Source organism: Phycicoccus sp. Soil748 (assembly GCF_001428025.1).
GTDB lineage: Bacteria > Actinomycetota > Actinomycetes > Actinomycetales > Dermatophilaceae > Pedococcus.
This window is the reverse complement of record NZ_LMSC01000007.1, coordinates 134,765-149,856: the sequence shown is the minus strand read 5'-3', so window position 1 is coordinate 149,856 and position 15,092 is coordinate 134,765. Positions and strand designations below refer to the sequence as shown.

General features: G+C 72.6%; 15 protein-coding genes. 4 read left to right on the top strand and 11 right to left on the bottom strand.

Annotated features, from left to right (window positions below; all coding sequences use genetic code 11):
- Positions 1–19 precede the first annotated feature (19 nt).
- Together ASG70_RS08425 and ASG70_RS08420 are read right to left on the bottom strand one after the other, a co-directional pair.
- A complete protein-coding gene (locus ASG70_RS08425; protein WP_056883399.1) occupies positions 20–355 on the bottom strand; it encodes a hypothetical protein in 336 nt (111 codons plus the stop codon).
- Between the two features lie 39 nt (positions 356–394).
- Entirely contained in the window at positions 395–1,066 is a 672-nt protein-coding gene (locus tag ASG70_RS08420) for a Crp/Fnr family transcriptional regulator (protein WP_056883398.1), read from the bottom strand.
- Positions 1,067–1,216: 150 nt separating this feature from the next.
- On the opposite strand from ASG70_RS08420, the gene ASG70_RS08415 reads away from it, so the two are divergent.
- Positions 1,217–1,402: a hypothetical protein gene (locus tag ASG70_RS08415; protein ID WP_056883397.1), complete on the top strand. Its 186-nt coding sequence runs from the start codon at positions 1,217–1,219 to the stop codon at positions 1,400–1,402.
- 80 nt (positions 1,403–1,482) lie between these two features.
- On the opposite strand, the gene ASG70_RS08410 is transcribed toward ASG70_RS08415, so the two are convergent.
- The 6 genes from ASG70_RS08410 to ASG70_RS08385 form a co-directional block, all read right to left on the bottom strand.
- Entirely contained in the window at positions 1,483–3,081 is a 1,599-nt protein-coding gene (locus tag ASG70_RS08410; protein WP_235531407.1) for a peptide ligase PGM1-related protein, read from the bottom strand.
- Complete coding sequence (locus ASG70_RS08405) at positions 3,078–4,226, bottom strand: adenylate/guanylate cyclase domain-containing response regulator (protein ID WP_235531406.1); 1,149 nt, start codon at positions 4,224–4,226, stop codon at positions 3,078–3,080. The genes ASG70_RS08410 and ASG70_RS08405 overlap by 4 nt, the downstream gene beginning before the upstream one ends.
- Entirely contained in the window at positions 4,223–4,612 is a 390-nt protein-coding gene (locus ASG70_RS08400) for a response regulator (protein ID WP_056883396.1), read from the bottom strand. Before ASG70_RS08400 ends, ASG70_RS08405 begins: the two co-directional genes overlap by 4 nt.
- Complete coding sequence (locus tag ASG70_RS08395) at positions 4,609–7,317, bottom strand: GAF domain-containing protein (RefSeq protein ID WP_056883395.1); 2,709 nt, start codon at positions 7,315–7,317, stop codon at positions 4,609–4,611. Before ASG70_RS08395 ends, ASG70_RS08400 begins: the two co-directional genes overlap by 4 nt.
- 114 nt (positions 7,318–7,431) lie before the next feature.
- Positions 7,432–8,010, bottom strand: a complete 579-nt coding sequence (locus ASG70_RS08390) for a general stress protein (protein ID WP_056883394.1) — start codon at positions 8,008–8,010, stop codon at positions 7,432–7,434.
- 81 nt (positions 8,011–8,091) lie between these two features.
- Positions 8,092–9,303, bottom strand: coding sequence for an acyl-CoA dehydrogenase family protein (locus tag ASG70_RS08385; protein WP_056883393.1), 1,212 nt, complete (start codon positions 9,301–9,303; stop codon positions 8,092–8,094).
- A gap of 277 nt (positions 9,304–9,580) precedes the next feature.
- Here ASG70_RS08385 and ASG70_RS08380 point away from each other — a divergent pair, with 277 nt between their 5' ends.
- Positions 9,581–10,420 (top strand): serine protein kinase RIO, encoded by an 840-nt coding sequence (locus ASG70_RS08380; protein WP_056883392.1) that lies wholly within the window; start codon positions 9,581–9,583, stop codon positions 10,418–10,420.
- A 19-nt stretch (positions 10,421–10,439) separates the two neighbouring features.
- Positions 10,440–11,228, top strand: coding sequence for an alpha/beta hydrolase family protein (locus ASG70_RS08375; protein WP_056883391.1), 789 nt, complete (start codon positions 10,440–10,442; stop codon positions 11,226–11,228).
- A 34-nt stretch (positions 11,229–11,262) separates the two neighbouring features.
- Here the strand turns inward: ASG70_RS08375 and ASG70_RS18870 are convergent, their stop codons facing one another.
- The 3 genes from ASG70_RS18870 to ASG70_RS08360 all read right to left on the bottom strand — a co-directional run bounded on the left by ASG70_RS18870 (position 11,263) and on the right by ASG70_RS08360 (position 14,431).
- Entirely contained in the window at positions 11,263–12,183 is a 921-nt protein-coding gene (locus ASG70_RS18870; protein ID WP_082590352.1) for a L,D-transpeptidase family protein, read from the bottom strand.
- A gap of 257 nt (positions 12,184–12,440) precedes the next feature.
- Entirely contained in the window at positions 12,441–13,340 is a 900-nt protein-coding gene (locus tag ASG70_RS08365; RefSeq protein ID WP_056883390.1) for a CoA ester lyase, read from the bottom strand.
- Positions 13,340–14,431: a CoA ester lyase gene (locus ASG70_RS08360; RefSeq protein WP_056883389.1), complete on the bottom strand. Its 1,092-nt coding sequence runs from the start codon at positions 14,429–14,431 to the stop codon at positions 13,340–13,342. The genes ASG70_RS08365 and ASG70_RS08360 overlap by 1 nt, the downstream gene beginning before the upstream one ends.
- Positions 14,432–14,482: 51 nt before the next feature.
- Here ASG70_RS08360 and ASG70_RS08355 point away from each other — a divergent pair, with 51 nt between their 5' ends.
- Positions 14,483–15,091 carry a hypothetical protein gene (locus ASG70_RS08355; protein ID WP_056883388.1) on the top strand — a complete coding sequence of 203 codons (609 nt, stop codon included), beginning with the start codon at positions 14,483–14,485 and terminating at the stop codon, positions 15,089–15,091.
- Position 15,092: the final 1 nt, after the last annotated feature.

The following is a 15,092-nucleotide window of genomic DNA, read 5'->3' as shown; positions in this document are numbered from 1 at the left end:
GGCCTTCCTGGTCGCTGGGTCAGCGGCGGTCGACCACGTCGAACGTCACGGCGTGCTCGACCCCCGCGGCCCTGCCGCCCCAGCCCAGCACCATGGTGATCAGCTCCCGCGGTGAGGGGAACTCGGGCGGCAGCGCCGCGTTGTACGCCGCGTGGGCCTCGAGGGAGCCCACGGCCGCCTCGAGCAGCCCGTCGACCTCGACGTAGTGGGTGGGGGTGGGCGAGCCACCGAAGCAGAGCCGCTTCACGGTCCACGGCTCGAGTCCCTCCTCGAGCAGCTCGGGGAAGATCCACCGGTTGCCCGCGTCGGCCACGGCATGCGGCGGGCCGGCCGGGTCGCCGGGTGCCTGCGTCATCGGTCGAGGGTATGGCGGCACCCGTCCACGCCGCCTCCGTCAGCCGACGGAGTCGGCGCGCCTGCGCAGGGCGTCCTGGTCGACGACGTCCACGTGCCCCCGGCGCAGGGCCACCACCCCATCGCCGGCGAGGGCCTGCAGCACCCGGTTGGCCGTCGAACGTGAGGTGCCACCGAGGTCCGCGATCTCGTTCTGGGTCAACGGGATCCGCGTCGGCACCCCGTTACCACCACCCACGCCGTACTGGTCGCACAGTGCGGCGAGGCGGCGCACCACCCGCTGGTCGGCGGGCACGTAGAGGGCCTCCACCAGGTGGTCCGACAACCGCACCACGCGCTCGGCGAGGACGTCGACGAGGAGCCGCTCGACGCCGGGGTGGGCGTGGCGCAGCCGGTCGAACTCCACGAACCGCAGGCTGAGCGTCACGGCCGGCTCGAGGGCCACCACGGACGACGTGCGTCGTCCGCCCGGTGTGAGCATCGCCATCTCCCCGAAGGCCTCGCCCGGTCCCATGACCGCGAAGGTCGCGCTCTCCCCCGTGACCGTCGTCCGGCGTGCGGCGACCCGCCCCTCGGCCACGAAGTGCAGGGTGTCGGCGAGGTCACCCTCGTGGAACACGACCTCCGCCGCGCGGTAGCGGTGCCGCTGGGTGCCCGCGATGACCGCCCGGCGCTCCTGCTCGGACAGACCGCCGAGCAGCCGCCACTCCATGCGGCCAGTCCAGCACGGCCCGACCGGCTGTGTCACGGGCGGCACACAGCGGGGGTGCCGGGGAGCACAGACCCGCCGGACCCCCGGCAGCACCGTGGAGGTGCAGCACCCGAGGAGGCCGGTCCGCCGGCCAGGCACGAGGAGGACGCCATGACGACCACCCACCGACACCGTCCCGACGGCGCGCACCACCACCCCGCCGTACGCCGCGTGGGCAGCCGCTGGGGGTGGGAGTGCCGTTGCGGCGGCGCCTCGTGCCGCACCGGTACCGCGCGGGTCACCTGGCGGCAGGCGCTCGTCGAGGCCCTGCTGCACGCCACGGTCATCGCCCCGTGAGCCACCGACGTCCCCTGACCGTCCCGGGGAGGGGCCGGGGCGGTCAGGCGGGCAGTCAGGTCGAACAGTCAGGTCGGCAGTCAGGTCGGCACGGCCTCGGGGCGCAGGGCGGCCTGCGCCTCCGCCAGGAGGTGCCGCTCCGCCACGGCGTACAGGCGCTCGGCAGCCTCGGGCGACTCGGCGATCGCCGTCATGCCGACCCTGCCGTAGGCCGTCAGGGCGCTCATCATGTGGAAGACCACCCCGGTCTGGCGGGCCTGGTCGAAGTGCAGGCCCGCCAAGGCGACGAGGTCGAACAGGTCGTCCACCCGCAGGCCGCGCAGGCTGGGGTGCTCGAGGTGGTCGGTGGCCACGAGGTGCCGCTCCTCCCCGGCGGGGGTGAGGAACCTCCCCGTGTCCGCGTCGTACCTGCCGTCGGTGAGGAACTGCAGGGTGAGGAACGGGTGGGTGGTGCCCCCCTTGCGCAGGTTGACCTCGATGGCGTGCGCCGCCCACGTGTCCCCCTCCCGCACGGTGACGAAGTCGAGCGCGAAACGCCCCAGCACCCCCTTCTCGGCCAGCAGCTCCCCCACCCGCTGGGCGTCGCGGGTGATGAGCCCTGCGTACGCGGGATCGGCCGGGAAGCGGCACCCGAGGTAGGACTGGCCGCTCGGGCCGCCGAGGACCTGGTCGTGCGTCGAGAGCAGCTCGACCTCGCCGAGGGGCGTCACGCGCAGCTGCACGCTGGGGCTGCGGACCTCGTCGCCGGTGATGCGCTCCTCGACGATGCCCCCACGCTCGGCCAGCTTGGCGAGGTAGTCGGCGACCGGCACCCGTGTGTCCTCGAGCTCCATGGTGTCGACGCGACCCGCCAGCGCCGCCGGCTCGTCGGGGTCGCCCACCGGTGGCAGCCCGTCGAGCCGGACCAGGGCGTTGCCCGCGCCGGAGACACCCTCGTTGAGCTTCACCATCGCCCCGGTGGCCCCGGGCCGCGCCCGGCGCAGGTCGCGCAGGGCGTCCTGGAGGTCGGCGCGGGAGTGCAGGTCCTCGTACCCCGCGGGGTGGGACACCCCCGCCTCGCCGAAGAGCCTGCGACACCCCGTCTTGGTGCCGAGGGGGAACAGCCGCGGGTCGGCGCCGTACATGGGGATCCCCAGGACGAGGGCGAGGTCGCGCTCGAGCTCGGTGGTGTTGTACGGGATGAGGTGGGACCGCGCGCGGTTGGGGATGAGCGACCGGACCTGGGCGAGCAGCCTCGGTCGTGCCAGCAGCTTCTCGGTGAGCGGCTCGGGACCCGGGTCGCCGACCGGGACCAGGGTCAGGCGGGCCCTGGCGTGGCTGGGGATGACGCCGGGGAGCAGGGACAGGTAGTACTCCACCACCAGCGGGTTGATGGGCATGGACGTGACGTAGACCATCCGCAGGCGGGGCTGGCGCAGCAGCAGCAGGAAGAAGAGGAAGCGTTCCTCCAGGGCCTGGTTCATGCCGCCGGCGTTCGCCACGACCCGGTCGACCGTCATCGAGGGCACGACGACCACCGACTCGTCGGGCTCGTCGCGACGCATGTCGCGCCAGACCTGCGGCATCCGTGCCTGGAGGTCGTCGAACGCGGCGTTCCGGGCCTCCTCGTCGAGCTCGGCCAGGGTGGGGCCTGAGGTGGAGGGGCGGGCGTTGCCGGGGTCCTGCTGCACGGTCGTCACCGGACCACCTCCACGTCCTGGGCGCCGATGACCTCGTGCGCCTCGACCGGTCGGCTGAACCCGCGCAGGGCGAGGGGGCCGACGCTCCTGCTGGTCACCGCGCCCGCAGCAGCGAGGACCCGAGGGGTGACCAGGATCTGGCCGGCCGCAGCCTCCGCGCAGAGACGGGCCGCGAGGTTGGTGACCGTGCCGATCGCCGCGTAGTCGTAGCGCCCCGGGAACCCGACGCGCCCCAGCGTGGCGTAGCCCTGGGCGATCCCCACCCCGAACCCCAGGTCGTGCCCGAGTCGCCGCCACGACGCCGAGAGCTCCTCCACGCGGGTGCGCATCTCCACCGCCATCCGCACCGCGCGCTCGGGGGCGTCCGGGCACGGTACGGGGTCGTTGAAGAACACGAGCAGGCCGTCCCCGGCGAAGTGCTCCAGGGTGCCCTCGTACCGGAACACCAGCTCCCCCAGGGCGCGGTGGTACTCCGCGAGCACCGCCATGGTCTCCTCCGGTTCGGCCGTCTCCGCGAACGGCGTGAAGCCCCGCAGGTCGGTGAACACCGCCGTGATCTCGCGCCGGTGGCTCTGCAGGAACGACTCGTCGCCGCTGTCGACGACGAGCTCGGCGACCTGCGGCGACAGGAAGCGACGCAGGCGCCCGAACCGTTCGAGCTCCTCGACCTGCGCCCTGACGCGCTCCTCCAGCTCGTGGTTCCAGGCCGCCAGCGCCTCCGCCTGGGCGGTCACGGTGTCGTGGTAGCGCTTGACCCGGACCAGCGACCGCACCCGGGCGAGGAGCTCGGCCTGGTCGAGCGGCTTGGTCACGAAGTCGTCGGCGCCCGCCTCGAGGGCGCGCAACCGCTGCGCGTCGCCGCTCGCGGTCACCATGACCACGGGCAGGTAGGAGGTGGCGGGGTCGGAGCGGATCCGCCGACAGGTCTCGTAGCCGTCGAGACCCGGCATCATGACGTCGAGCAGGACGACGTCTGGCAGCTCCCGGGCGAGGAGCGCGAGCGCCTCGGTGCCGGAGCTCGCCGCCACCACGGTGTAGCCGCGCGGCGACAGCACCGCGTCCATGAGCCGCACGTTCTGCGGCAGGTCGTCCACGACGAGCACCGTCCCCCCGGTGTCGGTCCCCGGCGCCCCGGCGGCGGTCACGGCGACCTCGGCGCGGACGGGCGCAGGTGCCTGCGCACCTGCTCGGGGAACTCGCGCACGCTGATCGGCTTCTCCAGGTAGCCGTCGAAGCCGGCCGACAGGGCCTGCTCACGGTCGGCGGCCATCGCGAACGCCGTCAGGGCCACGACGGGTATGCCCGCGGTGCGGGGATCATCGCGCAGCCTGGCGAGCGCGGCGTGGCCGCTGATCCCGGGCAGCTGCAGGTCCATCAGGACCAGGTCCGGCAGCGTGCGCGTCGCCTCGGCCACCGCCTGCTCCCCGTCCGTGGCCACGGTCACGGTGAACCCCGCGAACTCCAGGACGTCACGGGCGAGCTTGAGGTTGCGCTCGTTGTCCTCGACGAGCAGCACCGTGGCCCCGCTCACGACGAGGCCTCCGCGGTCGTCCCCCGACGCGCGACCTGGGCCAGGCGCTGCGCCAGGAGCCCGAGGTCGAGCTGGCTCTTGGACGCGACGAACTCGATGCGGCCCTGGAGACGTGCCCGGTCCTCGGCCGTCAGGGTCTTGGCGGTCAGCACCACCACCGGCACCGAGCGGGTCCTGGGGTCGGCGCGCAGGGCGTCGATGACCTCGAAGCCGTCGGTGTCCGGCATGCGCAGGTCGACCAGCACGACCGACGGGACGTCCCGGGCGATCGAGCGCAGGGCGTCGCTGCCCTGGGTGTGGGTCGCCACCGCCCACCCCTGCGGCTCGAGGGTCGCCCGGACCAGCTCGAGGGCGAGGGGGTCGTCGTCGATGGCCACCAGGGTGCGTCGACTCCCCCCGTCCGCGTGCCCGTCCGTGTGTCCGTCGGCGAGGTCGTGCTCGGCGACGGCCCTCCACACCGCGCCGAGCAGGACCTCGCCGGCCACCGGCTTCACGAGGTAGTCCGAGGCGCCCACGGCGAAGCCGCGTCCTCGGTCCGGGAGCACCGACACGACGACGACCGGCGTGCTGGCCAGCTCCGGGTCGGCCTTGAGCTCGCCCAGCACGTCCCAGCCGTCCATGCCCGGCAGGCGGATGTCGAGCACCACGGCGCTCGGGCGCAGGTCCCGCACCGCGGCCAGCCCCTCCTCACCGGTACGCACCGGCACGGCTCGCAGCCCGGCTGCCGCGAGGTGCACACCCACGAGCTCGGAGGAGCTGGGGTCGTCCTCGATGACGACCACGGTCGGTCGGGCGTCGTCGAGGGCCGGCCGGCTCCAGCCCGGTTCGTCACCCGCCGTGTAGGGCTGCGGCTGGGGCAGGCTGAAGCCGAAGGTGCTCCCGGCGCCCGGCTCGCTCGTCACCCAGACGCGTCCGCCGTGGAGCTCGACGATGCGCCGGGTGAGCGTCAGGCCGAGGCCGGTCCCCTCGGTAGCGGATGCGGAGCGCGTGCCCTGCTGGAAGGAGTCGAAGATCCGCTCCTGGTCCTCGTGCGCGATACCCACGCCGGTGTCGGCCACGGTCACGGTGAGCTCGTCGCCGTCGCGCCTGACGGCCACGGTGACGGTCCCGCCGTCGGGGGTGAACTTGACCGCGTTGCCCACGAGGTTGAGCAGGACCTGCTTGAGCCGCAGGTGGTCGGCAGTGACGGGCGGCAGGCCCGGGGCCACGTCGAGGAGCAGGCTGATGTCGTGCTGGGTCGCCCTCTCGCGCAGGAGCGCGAGGACGGGCTGCACGGCCTCGGCCACCGGGAAGGAGCTCGGCTCGAGCTCCATCCGGCCTGCCTCGACCTTCGACAGGTCAAGGACGTCGTTGAGCAGCTCCAGCAGGTGGCGCCCGGCGCTGAGGATGTCCTGCAGGTAGTCCTCCTGCCGCTCGTTGAGGTCGCCGAACATGCGCTCGAGCAGCACCTCGGAGAACCCGATGACCGCGTTGAGCGGGGTGCGCAGCTCGTGCGACATGCTCGCGAGGAACTCCGACTTGTGCTGGCTGGTGACGGCGAGCTCGGTGCGCTGCTGCTCCAGCTCGCGGTAGAGCCGGGCGTTGACGAGCGCCACGGCCGACTGGCTCGCGAAGGCGGACAGCATGTCGCAGGTCTCGTCGCTGAACGCCCCTGTCGACTTGCGGCGCACCACGAGCACCCCAACCGTCCGGCCGGAGTGCGTCAGGGGGATCGCGACCAGCGAGCGCCACCCGGCGTCGTGCAGCACCCGCAGGTGGGGGTCGAGCTCGATGTCGGCGAGGTCCGGCACCTGGATGGCGGTCCCCGACCGCGCGGCGCTGCCCACGACGGTCTCGTCGAGGTGGATCCGCGTGCCCTTGAGCGCGGTGATGGTGCCCGGGTCGGTGCCGTAGGCGGTGCGCACGCGGAACAGGCCGGACTCCTCGTCGTACTCCATCAGCGAGCCCCCGTCGGCGCCGGAGAGCTCGACGGCGTGCAGCACTATCGTGCCGAGCACCTCGTCGGGGTCCAGGGTCGAGCTGATGGCCTGCCCGACCTCCGCCAGCGCCTCGAGCTGCTCGACCTTGCGCGCCAGCTGGTCACCGCTCTCCTGCACCGCGTGGACGAGCTCCACGGTCCGCAGCGCCAGCGCAGCCTGGGCCGCGAACGTGAGGAGGACCGCTTCGTCCTGCTCGTCGAACGGGGCCACCGTGCGCCGCCACACCGACAGCACCCCGACGACCTCGTCGTCGACGAGCATCGGCACCCCCATGATCGTGCGGAAGCCGCCCACGTGCTGGTACTCCGAGCCCGAGTACTCGGGGTCGGCGAGCACGTCGGTGATCTGCTGCGGGGCGCGGTCCAGGGCGACCCGGCCGACGAGTGTGGCCCTCGTCCGGACGCTGGGGCGCACCCTGGTCACCACCTCGACGTACTCGGGGGTCGTGCCGGCCGAGCGGACCAGGAGGAACTCGCCGCCCTCGACGACCTGGATCTGCGCGGCGTCGGCGTCGCACAGCTGCCTCGCCCGGCCGACGATCGCGTCGAACACCTCCTCGGGCGACGTGGCGGAGGTCGAGAGGACCGTCAGGATCTCGCTCGTGGCCGCGAGCTGGTCCTGGGTCTCGCGCAGGGCCTCACCCAGGGCCTGGGAAGGCGTCTCGGGGGGCACGGGCGCGTCGTCCTGCGGGACGGGGTCGACGAGGTCGTCGGCGGGCCGGGCCATGGGGCCCCCTGAGAGCGGGACTGCGGGACAGCTTGGCGGATGCCAACTAGCAGTGTGCTCCCGGTGGCGTCGGCTTGCCTACGGCTGTCGACGTAGGACCGGGCTGCCCCGGGTTCAGGGGGTGGGCGGGTGCTCCTGCTCGGCCTGGGCGCGACGCGCGGCGTCGAGGTTCGCCTGGGCCTGCGCCTGCGCGGCCGCCATGGGGTCCATCTGGGTGAGCAGCTCACGCGCCTGGGCGGCGAACTTGTGCTCGACGAGCACCTCGTACTGCGTGGCCACGACCTGGGTGACGGAGGTGAAGTCACGCGGGCCACGGGTGAGCTGGTAGCCGAGCAGGCTCCAGACGAGGCCGAAGAGGGCGCCGAACGCGACGGTGGCGAGGATGCTGGAGAGGCCGGCCGAGCTCGAGGTGTCGAGCAGGGAGAAGATCAGGCCGACGAACAGGCCGAGCCAGGCGCCGGAGATGATGCCGCCGATGGCTGCACGGCCCCGGGTGAGCCGGCCGGTGACACGCTCGAGCTGCTTGAGGTCGGTGCCGACGATGAGGACGTTCTGGACGGGGAACTCGTGGTCGGACAGGTAGTCGACCGCGAACTGTGCCTTGTCGTAGGTGTCGTAGCGACCCAGGGACATCGGGTACTCCAGCGCGAGGACGGCGCGGGAGCGGCTCAGGGCGTTCGGCTGCGTGCTCATGACCCCAGTGTGTCAAAACCCGCTGGGAGCGCGCTGCACGATCCCGTCCTGTCGGCGCTGCTCACCCCTCGAGGGCGCTGCTCACCCCTTGAGGGCGAAGTCCTCGAGCAGCCGTCGGCCGATGATCATCTTCTGGATCTCGGCCGTGCCCTCACCGATGAGCAGCATCGGGGCCTCGCGGTAGAGGCGCTCGATCTCGTACTCCTTGGAGTAGCCGTAGCCGCCGTGGATGCGGAACGACTGCTCGACGACGTCGGCGCAGTTCTCGGCCGCGAGGTACTTGGCCATGCCTGCCTCCAGGTCGTTGCGCTCCCCGGCGTCCTTGAGCCGGGCTGCCTTGACCATCATCTGGTGGCTGGCCTCGACCTTGGTCGCCATGTCGGCGAGGCGGAACAGGATGCCCTGGTGCTGCGCGATCTTCTTGCCGAACGCCTCGCGCTGCTGGGCGTAGGTGATGCCGAGCTCGAACGCCCGCATGGAGACACCGCAGGCGCGGGCGGCGACGTTGACGCGGCCCACCTCGACGCCGTCCATCATCTGGTAGAAGCCCTTGCCGGGCTCGCCGCCGAGGATCTTGGCCGAGGTGGTGCGGTGGCCGTCGAGGACGAGCTCGGTCGTGTCGACGCCCTTGTAGCCCATCTTCTCGATCTTCCCGGGGACGGTGACGCCCTGGGCGGTCTCGCCGAACCCGGGCTCCTTCTCGACCAGGAAGGTCGTCATGTTCTTGTACACCGAGTCGGCGCCGAGGTCCGTCTTCACCAGCACCGCAACGAGGTTCGAGCTGCCGCCGTTGGTCAGCCACATCTTCTGGCCGGTCAGCGTCCACTCGGTGTCAGGGCCCTCGCCGGCGCCCTTGACCGCCTTCGTCTTGATGGCCGCGACGTCGGACCCCAGGCCCGGCTCGCTCATCGAGAACGCGCCGCGCACCTCGCCGGTGGCCATGCGCGGCAGGTAGCGCTGCTTCTGCTCCTCGGTGCCGTGCTGCAGCAGCATGTAGGCGACGATGAAGTGGGTGTTGATGATGCCGCTGACCGACATCCAGCCGCGCGCGATCTCCTCCACCACCAGCGCGTAGGTCAGCAGTGACTCCCCCAGGCCGCCGTACTCCTCGGGGATCATGAGCCCGAAGATCCCCATCTCCTTCATGCCCTCGACGATCTTCTCGGGGTACTCGTCGGCGTGCTCGAGCTCCTGCGCCACCGGGATGATCTGCTCGTCGACGAACTCCCGCACGAGCTTGACCAGCTCGGTCTGCTCGTCGGTGAGGCCGTCGGTCGTCTGGAGTCGGGACATGCTGGCGAGTATGCCGAGTGCCCCCTGCGGTGGGTACCGGCCAGGCGTGTGAGCCTGCCCACCCGCGGACCCGGCGCCACGTGGTGCGTGCTGCACAGGGTTTATTCGGTAGCGAGCGTCACGTCACGGCTGCCACCATGGCAGCGCACGCCGCGCCACAGGCCGCGGCACGACTCCCCTGAAGGGGAGACCACATCGAACAGAAGGAGGGGCGACATGTCCATGACGGTCCCGGGCTGCCCTCGCGCCCACACCCCTTCCACGATGGAGTCTTCCGTTGCACGCTTCACAGGAGAACACCGAGTTCTCGTTCGACAGCCTTCCTGACGCACCGCCCGAGGGCGAGCGCTGGTCGAGCTGGGACGGTGCCACGCACGGTCCGAAACCCCGGCCCGACTGGGTCATCACCGCCCTCCGTGCCGTCGAGGCCGACCTCGGCGTGATCAAGACCGGCAAGGAGGCCGACGTCCACGTCGTGCGCCGCTGGGTGCCCGACGGCACGAGCGAGCCCGCCCTGGACAGCCACCTCGCCGCCAAGCGCTACCGCACCGGCGAGCACCGCATGTTCCACCGGGACGCCGGCTACCAGGAGGGCCGACGCGTCCGCCGCAGCCGCGAGATGCGGGCCATGGCGCGACGTACCGAGTTCGGTCGCGAGCTGCTGTCCGGGCAGTGGGCCGCAGCGGAGTTCGCGGCCCTCGGCACGCTGTGGGAGCTCGGCCTCCCGGTGCCCTACCCGGTGCAGCTGAGCGACCGCGAGATGCTCATGGAGCTGGTCGGCACCGACGGCGTCGCCGCGCCACGGCTGGCCCAGGCCCGGCCGGCGCCGGACCTGCTGGCCGAGCTCTTCGAGCAGCTGCGCCGCGCCATGGTGCTGCTCGCCCGGCAGGGCTGGACCCACGGCGACCTGTCGCCCTACAACGTGCTGCTCGACGGCGAGCGCCTGGTCATCATCGACTGGCCGCAGATCGTCGACATCATCGGCAACCCCCGCGGGTTCGAGTTCCTCGAGCGCGACGTGGGCAACATGTGCCGCTGGTTCGTGACGCGCGGGCTGCCGGTCGACGAGGGCGAGCTGCTCGGCGACCTGGTCGCGGAGGCCACGTCGCGCTGGTAGCCCCGGTTAGGCTCGCGGCATGGCGACGGTGAGCCGGCGGGGGGTGCTGCTGGGGGCGGCGGGAGCCGCTGCCGGCAGCGCGCTCTCGCTGGCGGCGTGCGCCGGTCCCCAGCCCGGGCGACGGTCCGGCACGCTGCACAGCCGCCACTGGCCCGGACGGGACGTCCACTGGCAGCTCGCCACGCCCACCGAGGGGCGCGACGACCAGCACCCCCTCGTCGTCGTCCTGCACGGCAAGGGTGGGGACGCCAGCCACGCCTTTCGCATCGTGGGCCTCGACGAGCACGTCCAGGACACCGGCCTCGCCGTCGCCGCAGTGGACGGCGGCGACTACTACTGGCACGCCAGGCGGGCGGGCGTCGACACCGGCGCCATGGTCGTCGACGACTTCCTGCCGATGCTGCACGAGCTCACCGGTTGGTCCGGCAAGGTCGCCTTCCTCGGGTGGTCCATGGGCGGGTACGGGTCGCTGCTGCTCGCCTCGCAGCTCGGCCCGGACCGGGTCGGTGCCGTCGTCGCGGAGAGCGCGGCGCTGTGGACCGACGCCGGGCTCAGCGCACCCGGCGCCTTCGACGACCGCGAGGACTTCATCGCCCACGACGTGTTCCGGCGCACCGACGTGCTCTCCCGCATACCGGTGCGGCTGGACTGCGGGCGGTCCGACCCGTTCGTCCCCGGCAACCGGGCCTTCGCCAGGGCCTTGCCGTCGGCGAGACCGACCTTCGACGAGGGCGGCCACACCGCGACCTACTGGCGCGACCACGCCGGGCCGCAGCTCGAGTGGATCGCGAAGACATTGCGCCAGTAGGGAGCTCGAGCCATGCCAGAACGGCGAAGGGTCGTCAGTAGACGACGACGCGACTCCCGATCGGCATGGTGTTGGTCGCCCAGATCATGTCCATCGCCGCGTTGGTGACGCGGGCGCAGCCGTGGGACGCCGGGTACCCGGGCACCGACCCGGCGCCGTGGACAGCGATGCCGCCGTTGAAGTAGCGCGGGCGCCACAGGTCGCCGAGGGGCCCCTTGTCGAGGTGGTCGACCGAGCGGAAGACCGAGTAGGTACCGACCGGCGTCGTGGCCGTGTACTCGACGCCGCCGCTCGTGTAGGGCTGGCCGCTGCCGGTGCTGGTGTTGAGGACCATGGTGACCGCACCACCCCGGACGACCAGGAGCAGCTGCCGGGCCTTGTCGATCTCGATGCCCGTGCCGCCGATGCGGGAGACGGGCCGCACACCGGCCTTCAGCGCCTGGCGGGTGGAGGGTCCGTAGACGCCGTCGCGTCCCAGGCCGGCCGCCTTCTGCAGCGCCATGACGGCCTGGGCGGTGAGCCCGCCGTACTGGCCGTCGGGGGTGCCGTTCCAGTAGCCGAGGTCGCTGAGCCGCTGCTGCACCGACCGGACGTAGGGGCCGGTGTCGCCGACGTGGAGCGTGTCGCCCTCGACCGGGGTCGGCTTGGGCTTCGGGGTGGTCGGTGTGGGGGCGGGCTTGGACGGGCTCGGCTTCGGCGTCGGCCTGGAGGTGCTGGGGCTGGGTGCGGAGGTGGTGGGCGCCGTGCTCGTCCCGCTGCTGGAGGTGCTGGGTGCAGTCACCGTCGGCGCCTCGCTCGTGGGGGACGGCGCCGAGGTGGACGACGCCGGGGCGGCGCCGGTGCTCGAGGAGGCGCTCCCCCCGAGGGACAGGCCGCCGCACCCGGAGAGCGCGGTGACCGCCGCGAGCACCCCCGCCGCGAGGACGGTGGTCGAGCGAAGCCGCTTCTGGTGCATGGTGTCCCTCTCGTCAGCGCACGCGGGGACTCCCCCGCCCGTACGGAACCTCACTCATGGTGACGCACCAGCACGCAAACTGGTTGTCGCGAAACCCGCCTCGTTGCCGACCCGAGACCTGGCGGGGCGCTGCAAGACCCGGCGGGACGCGGTCCGGGCCGGAAAGCATGGTGCGGCCGCCCTCCCCCCGAGGACGACCGCAACCACCCAGACGCGGTGGGGACGAGAAAGGTTGCCTCGATCTCCCGGTTGATTCCTCAACCGTTCGAGGCGCCCCCGGTGATGGCCTCGTGGACGGCCAGGACCCGGCTGGCGGTGTCGACGTGCAGCGCCTCGACCATCCGGCCCCGGTGCACCACGACCCCGGCCCCGGCGCCGGCCTCCCAGGCGGCGAGCAGGCCGCGGGCCTCCTCGACGGCCTCGGGGCTGGGAGCGAAGACCTCGTTGCAGGCCTCGACCTGACCCGGGTGGACGAGCGTCTTGCCGTCGAACCCGAGCTCCCGGCCCTGGCGGCACTCGGCGGCGAAACCATCGGCGTCGCGGACGTCGTTGTAGACGCCGTCGAGGATGGCCTTGCCGGTGGCCCGGGCGGCCAGCAGGCAGAGGCCGAGGCCCGCGAGCAGCGGCTGCCGGCCGGGCACGTGCTCCGCCCGCAGCTCCTTGGCCAGGTCGTTGGTGCCCATGACCAGGACGGTCAGGCGGTCGGACGCGGCGGCGATCTCCTCGCAGTGCAGCATCGCCCGCGGGGTCTCGACCATGGCCCAGAGCTCGGTGTGCGCGGGCGCGCCCGCCGCCTCCATCGCCCCGACGAGCCGACGGACCTCGTCGGCGGACCCGACCTTGGGCACCACGACGGCGTCCGGTCCGGCCGCGCACACCGCGCGCAGGTCGTCCTCGTGCCACTGGGTGCCGCTGCCGTTGACCCTGATGGTCACCTCGCGCCGGCCGTAGTCACCCGATCGTGCTGCAGCACAGGCGTTCTCGCGCGCCTCCACCTTTGCATCCGGGGCCACGGCATCCTCGAGGTCGAGGATCAGGGCGTCGACCGGCAGTGACTTGGCCTTCTCGAGCGCGCGCTCGTTGGACGCCGGCATGTAGAGCACGGACCTCCGCGGACGGTAGGCCGCCTGCTCCTGCGAGCCGTGGGGATCACCCATCACGCACCCCCGCCCGCAGGCTGGGGCGACTGCGCGGAGTACGCCTGCGCGAGCTCGGGGTCGAGCGCGGCGAGCCGCTCCGCGAGCTCGAGCATGACCAGGCACTGCTTGAGGGAGGCGTCGTCCTCCATCTTGCCGTCGAGCATCACCGCGCCGGTCCCGTCACCCATGGCCTCGACCACGCGACGCGCGTGCGCCACGTCCTCCGGTGAGGGGCTGAACACCCGCTTGGCGATCTCGACCTGCACCGGGTGCAGCGACCACGTGCCGACGCAGCCGAGCAGGAAGGCGTTGCGGAACTGGTCCTCGCAGGCGACGACGTCGGCGATGTCCCCGAACGGGCCGTAGTAGGGGAAGATCCCGTGCATCGCGCAGGCGTCGACCATGCGGGCGATCGTGTAGTGCCACAGGTCCTGCTGGTAGGTGGCCCGCGACGCGTGGACCGCGTCGTCGACGCCGGCGGGCGGGTCCTGGCGCACGAGGTAGGCAGGGTGGCCGCCGCCCACGCGCGTCGTCTTCATCCGGCGGTCGGCCGCGAGGTCGGCGGGTCCGAGGGAGATGCCCTGCATGCGCGGGCTCGCCCCGGCGATCTGCTCGACGTTGGCGACGCCGCGGGCGGTCTCGAGGATGGCGTGCACGAGGATCGGCCGGGTCAGGCCCGCCTTGGCCTCGAGCTGGGCCAGCAGGCGGTCGACGTAGTGGATGTCCTCCGGGCCCTGCACCTTGGGCACCATGATGACGTCGAGCTTGTCGCCGATCTCGGTGACCAGGGTGGTGAGGTCGTCGAGCACCCAGGGGCTGTCGAGGCTGTTGACCCGGGTCCACAGCTGGGTGGAGTCGCCGAAGTCGGTGGCCTTGGCGATCGCCACGAGCCCCTCGCGCGCCGCGACCTTGCGGTCGGCCTTGACGGCGTCCTCGAGGTTGCCGAGCAGGACGTCGACCGTGCCCACCATGGCAGGCACCTTCGCCGCCATCTTCTCGTTGCCCGGGTCGAAGAAGTGGATCACCCGGGAGGGCCTCGCGGGCACCTGCGTGAGGGGGGCGGGAGCGCCCACGGCCAGGGGTCGGAAGAAGTCCTTGGGGCTGCGCACGCGGCGACGCTAGCAGCGACGCAGCCGGGGCGGTTATGACACAGTTCACGTGTGACCGACACCGCCAGCGAGGGGCCCGGCGCCGCCCCGGCCGTGGCCGGCGCGACCCCCGCTGACGCGAGCGCGGGCCCGGCAGCGGTCACCCAGCTCAACGTCACCGCGCTCTTCGCGGAGGCTGCCGCCAAGTCCGGCCTGATGTGGGTGCAACCGCCCGGCGACCGCGCCTGGCCGTTCTGGCACGCGTGGGCCGACGACACCGTCTACGTCGTCTCGGGCCCGGGCGAGCAGACGCTGCCGTGGCTGCCTGCCGAGGTCGTGCTGGTGCTGCGCAGCAAGCACAACGGTGGCCGGCTCCTGACCGTCAACGCCAGCGTGCGCGAGGTCGGCCCGCAGGACGAGCAGTGGGCCGCGGCCACCGAGGCGCTCAAGGCCGGGCGCCTCAACGCCACCGACGACGTGGTCGAGCGCTGGTCGCGCGAGTGCACCGTCCGCGCCGTCACCCCCTTCGGGGCGCCGCTCGAGGCACCTGGCTCGTACGGCGCGGGGTCAGGGGCCGCACCTGTCCCGCCGTCCGACGCGACGACCTCCCACTGGCGCCCGTGGCACTGGCGTGGACGCCCGCGCCGCCGTCGCGGCAGCCACCTCCCTGCCGGGGACTGAC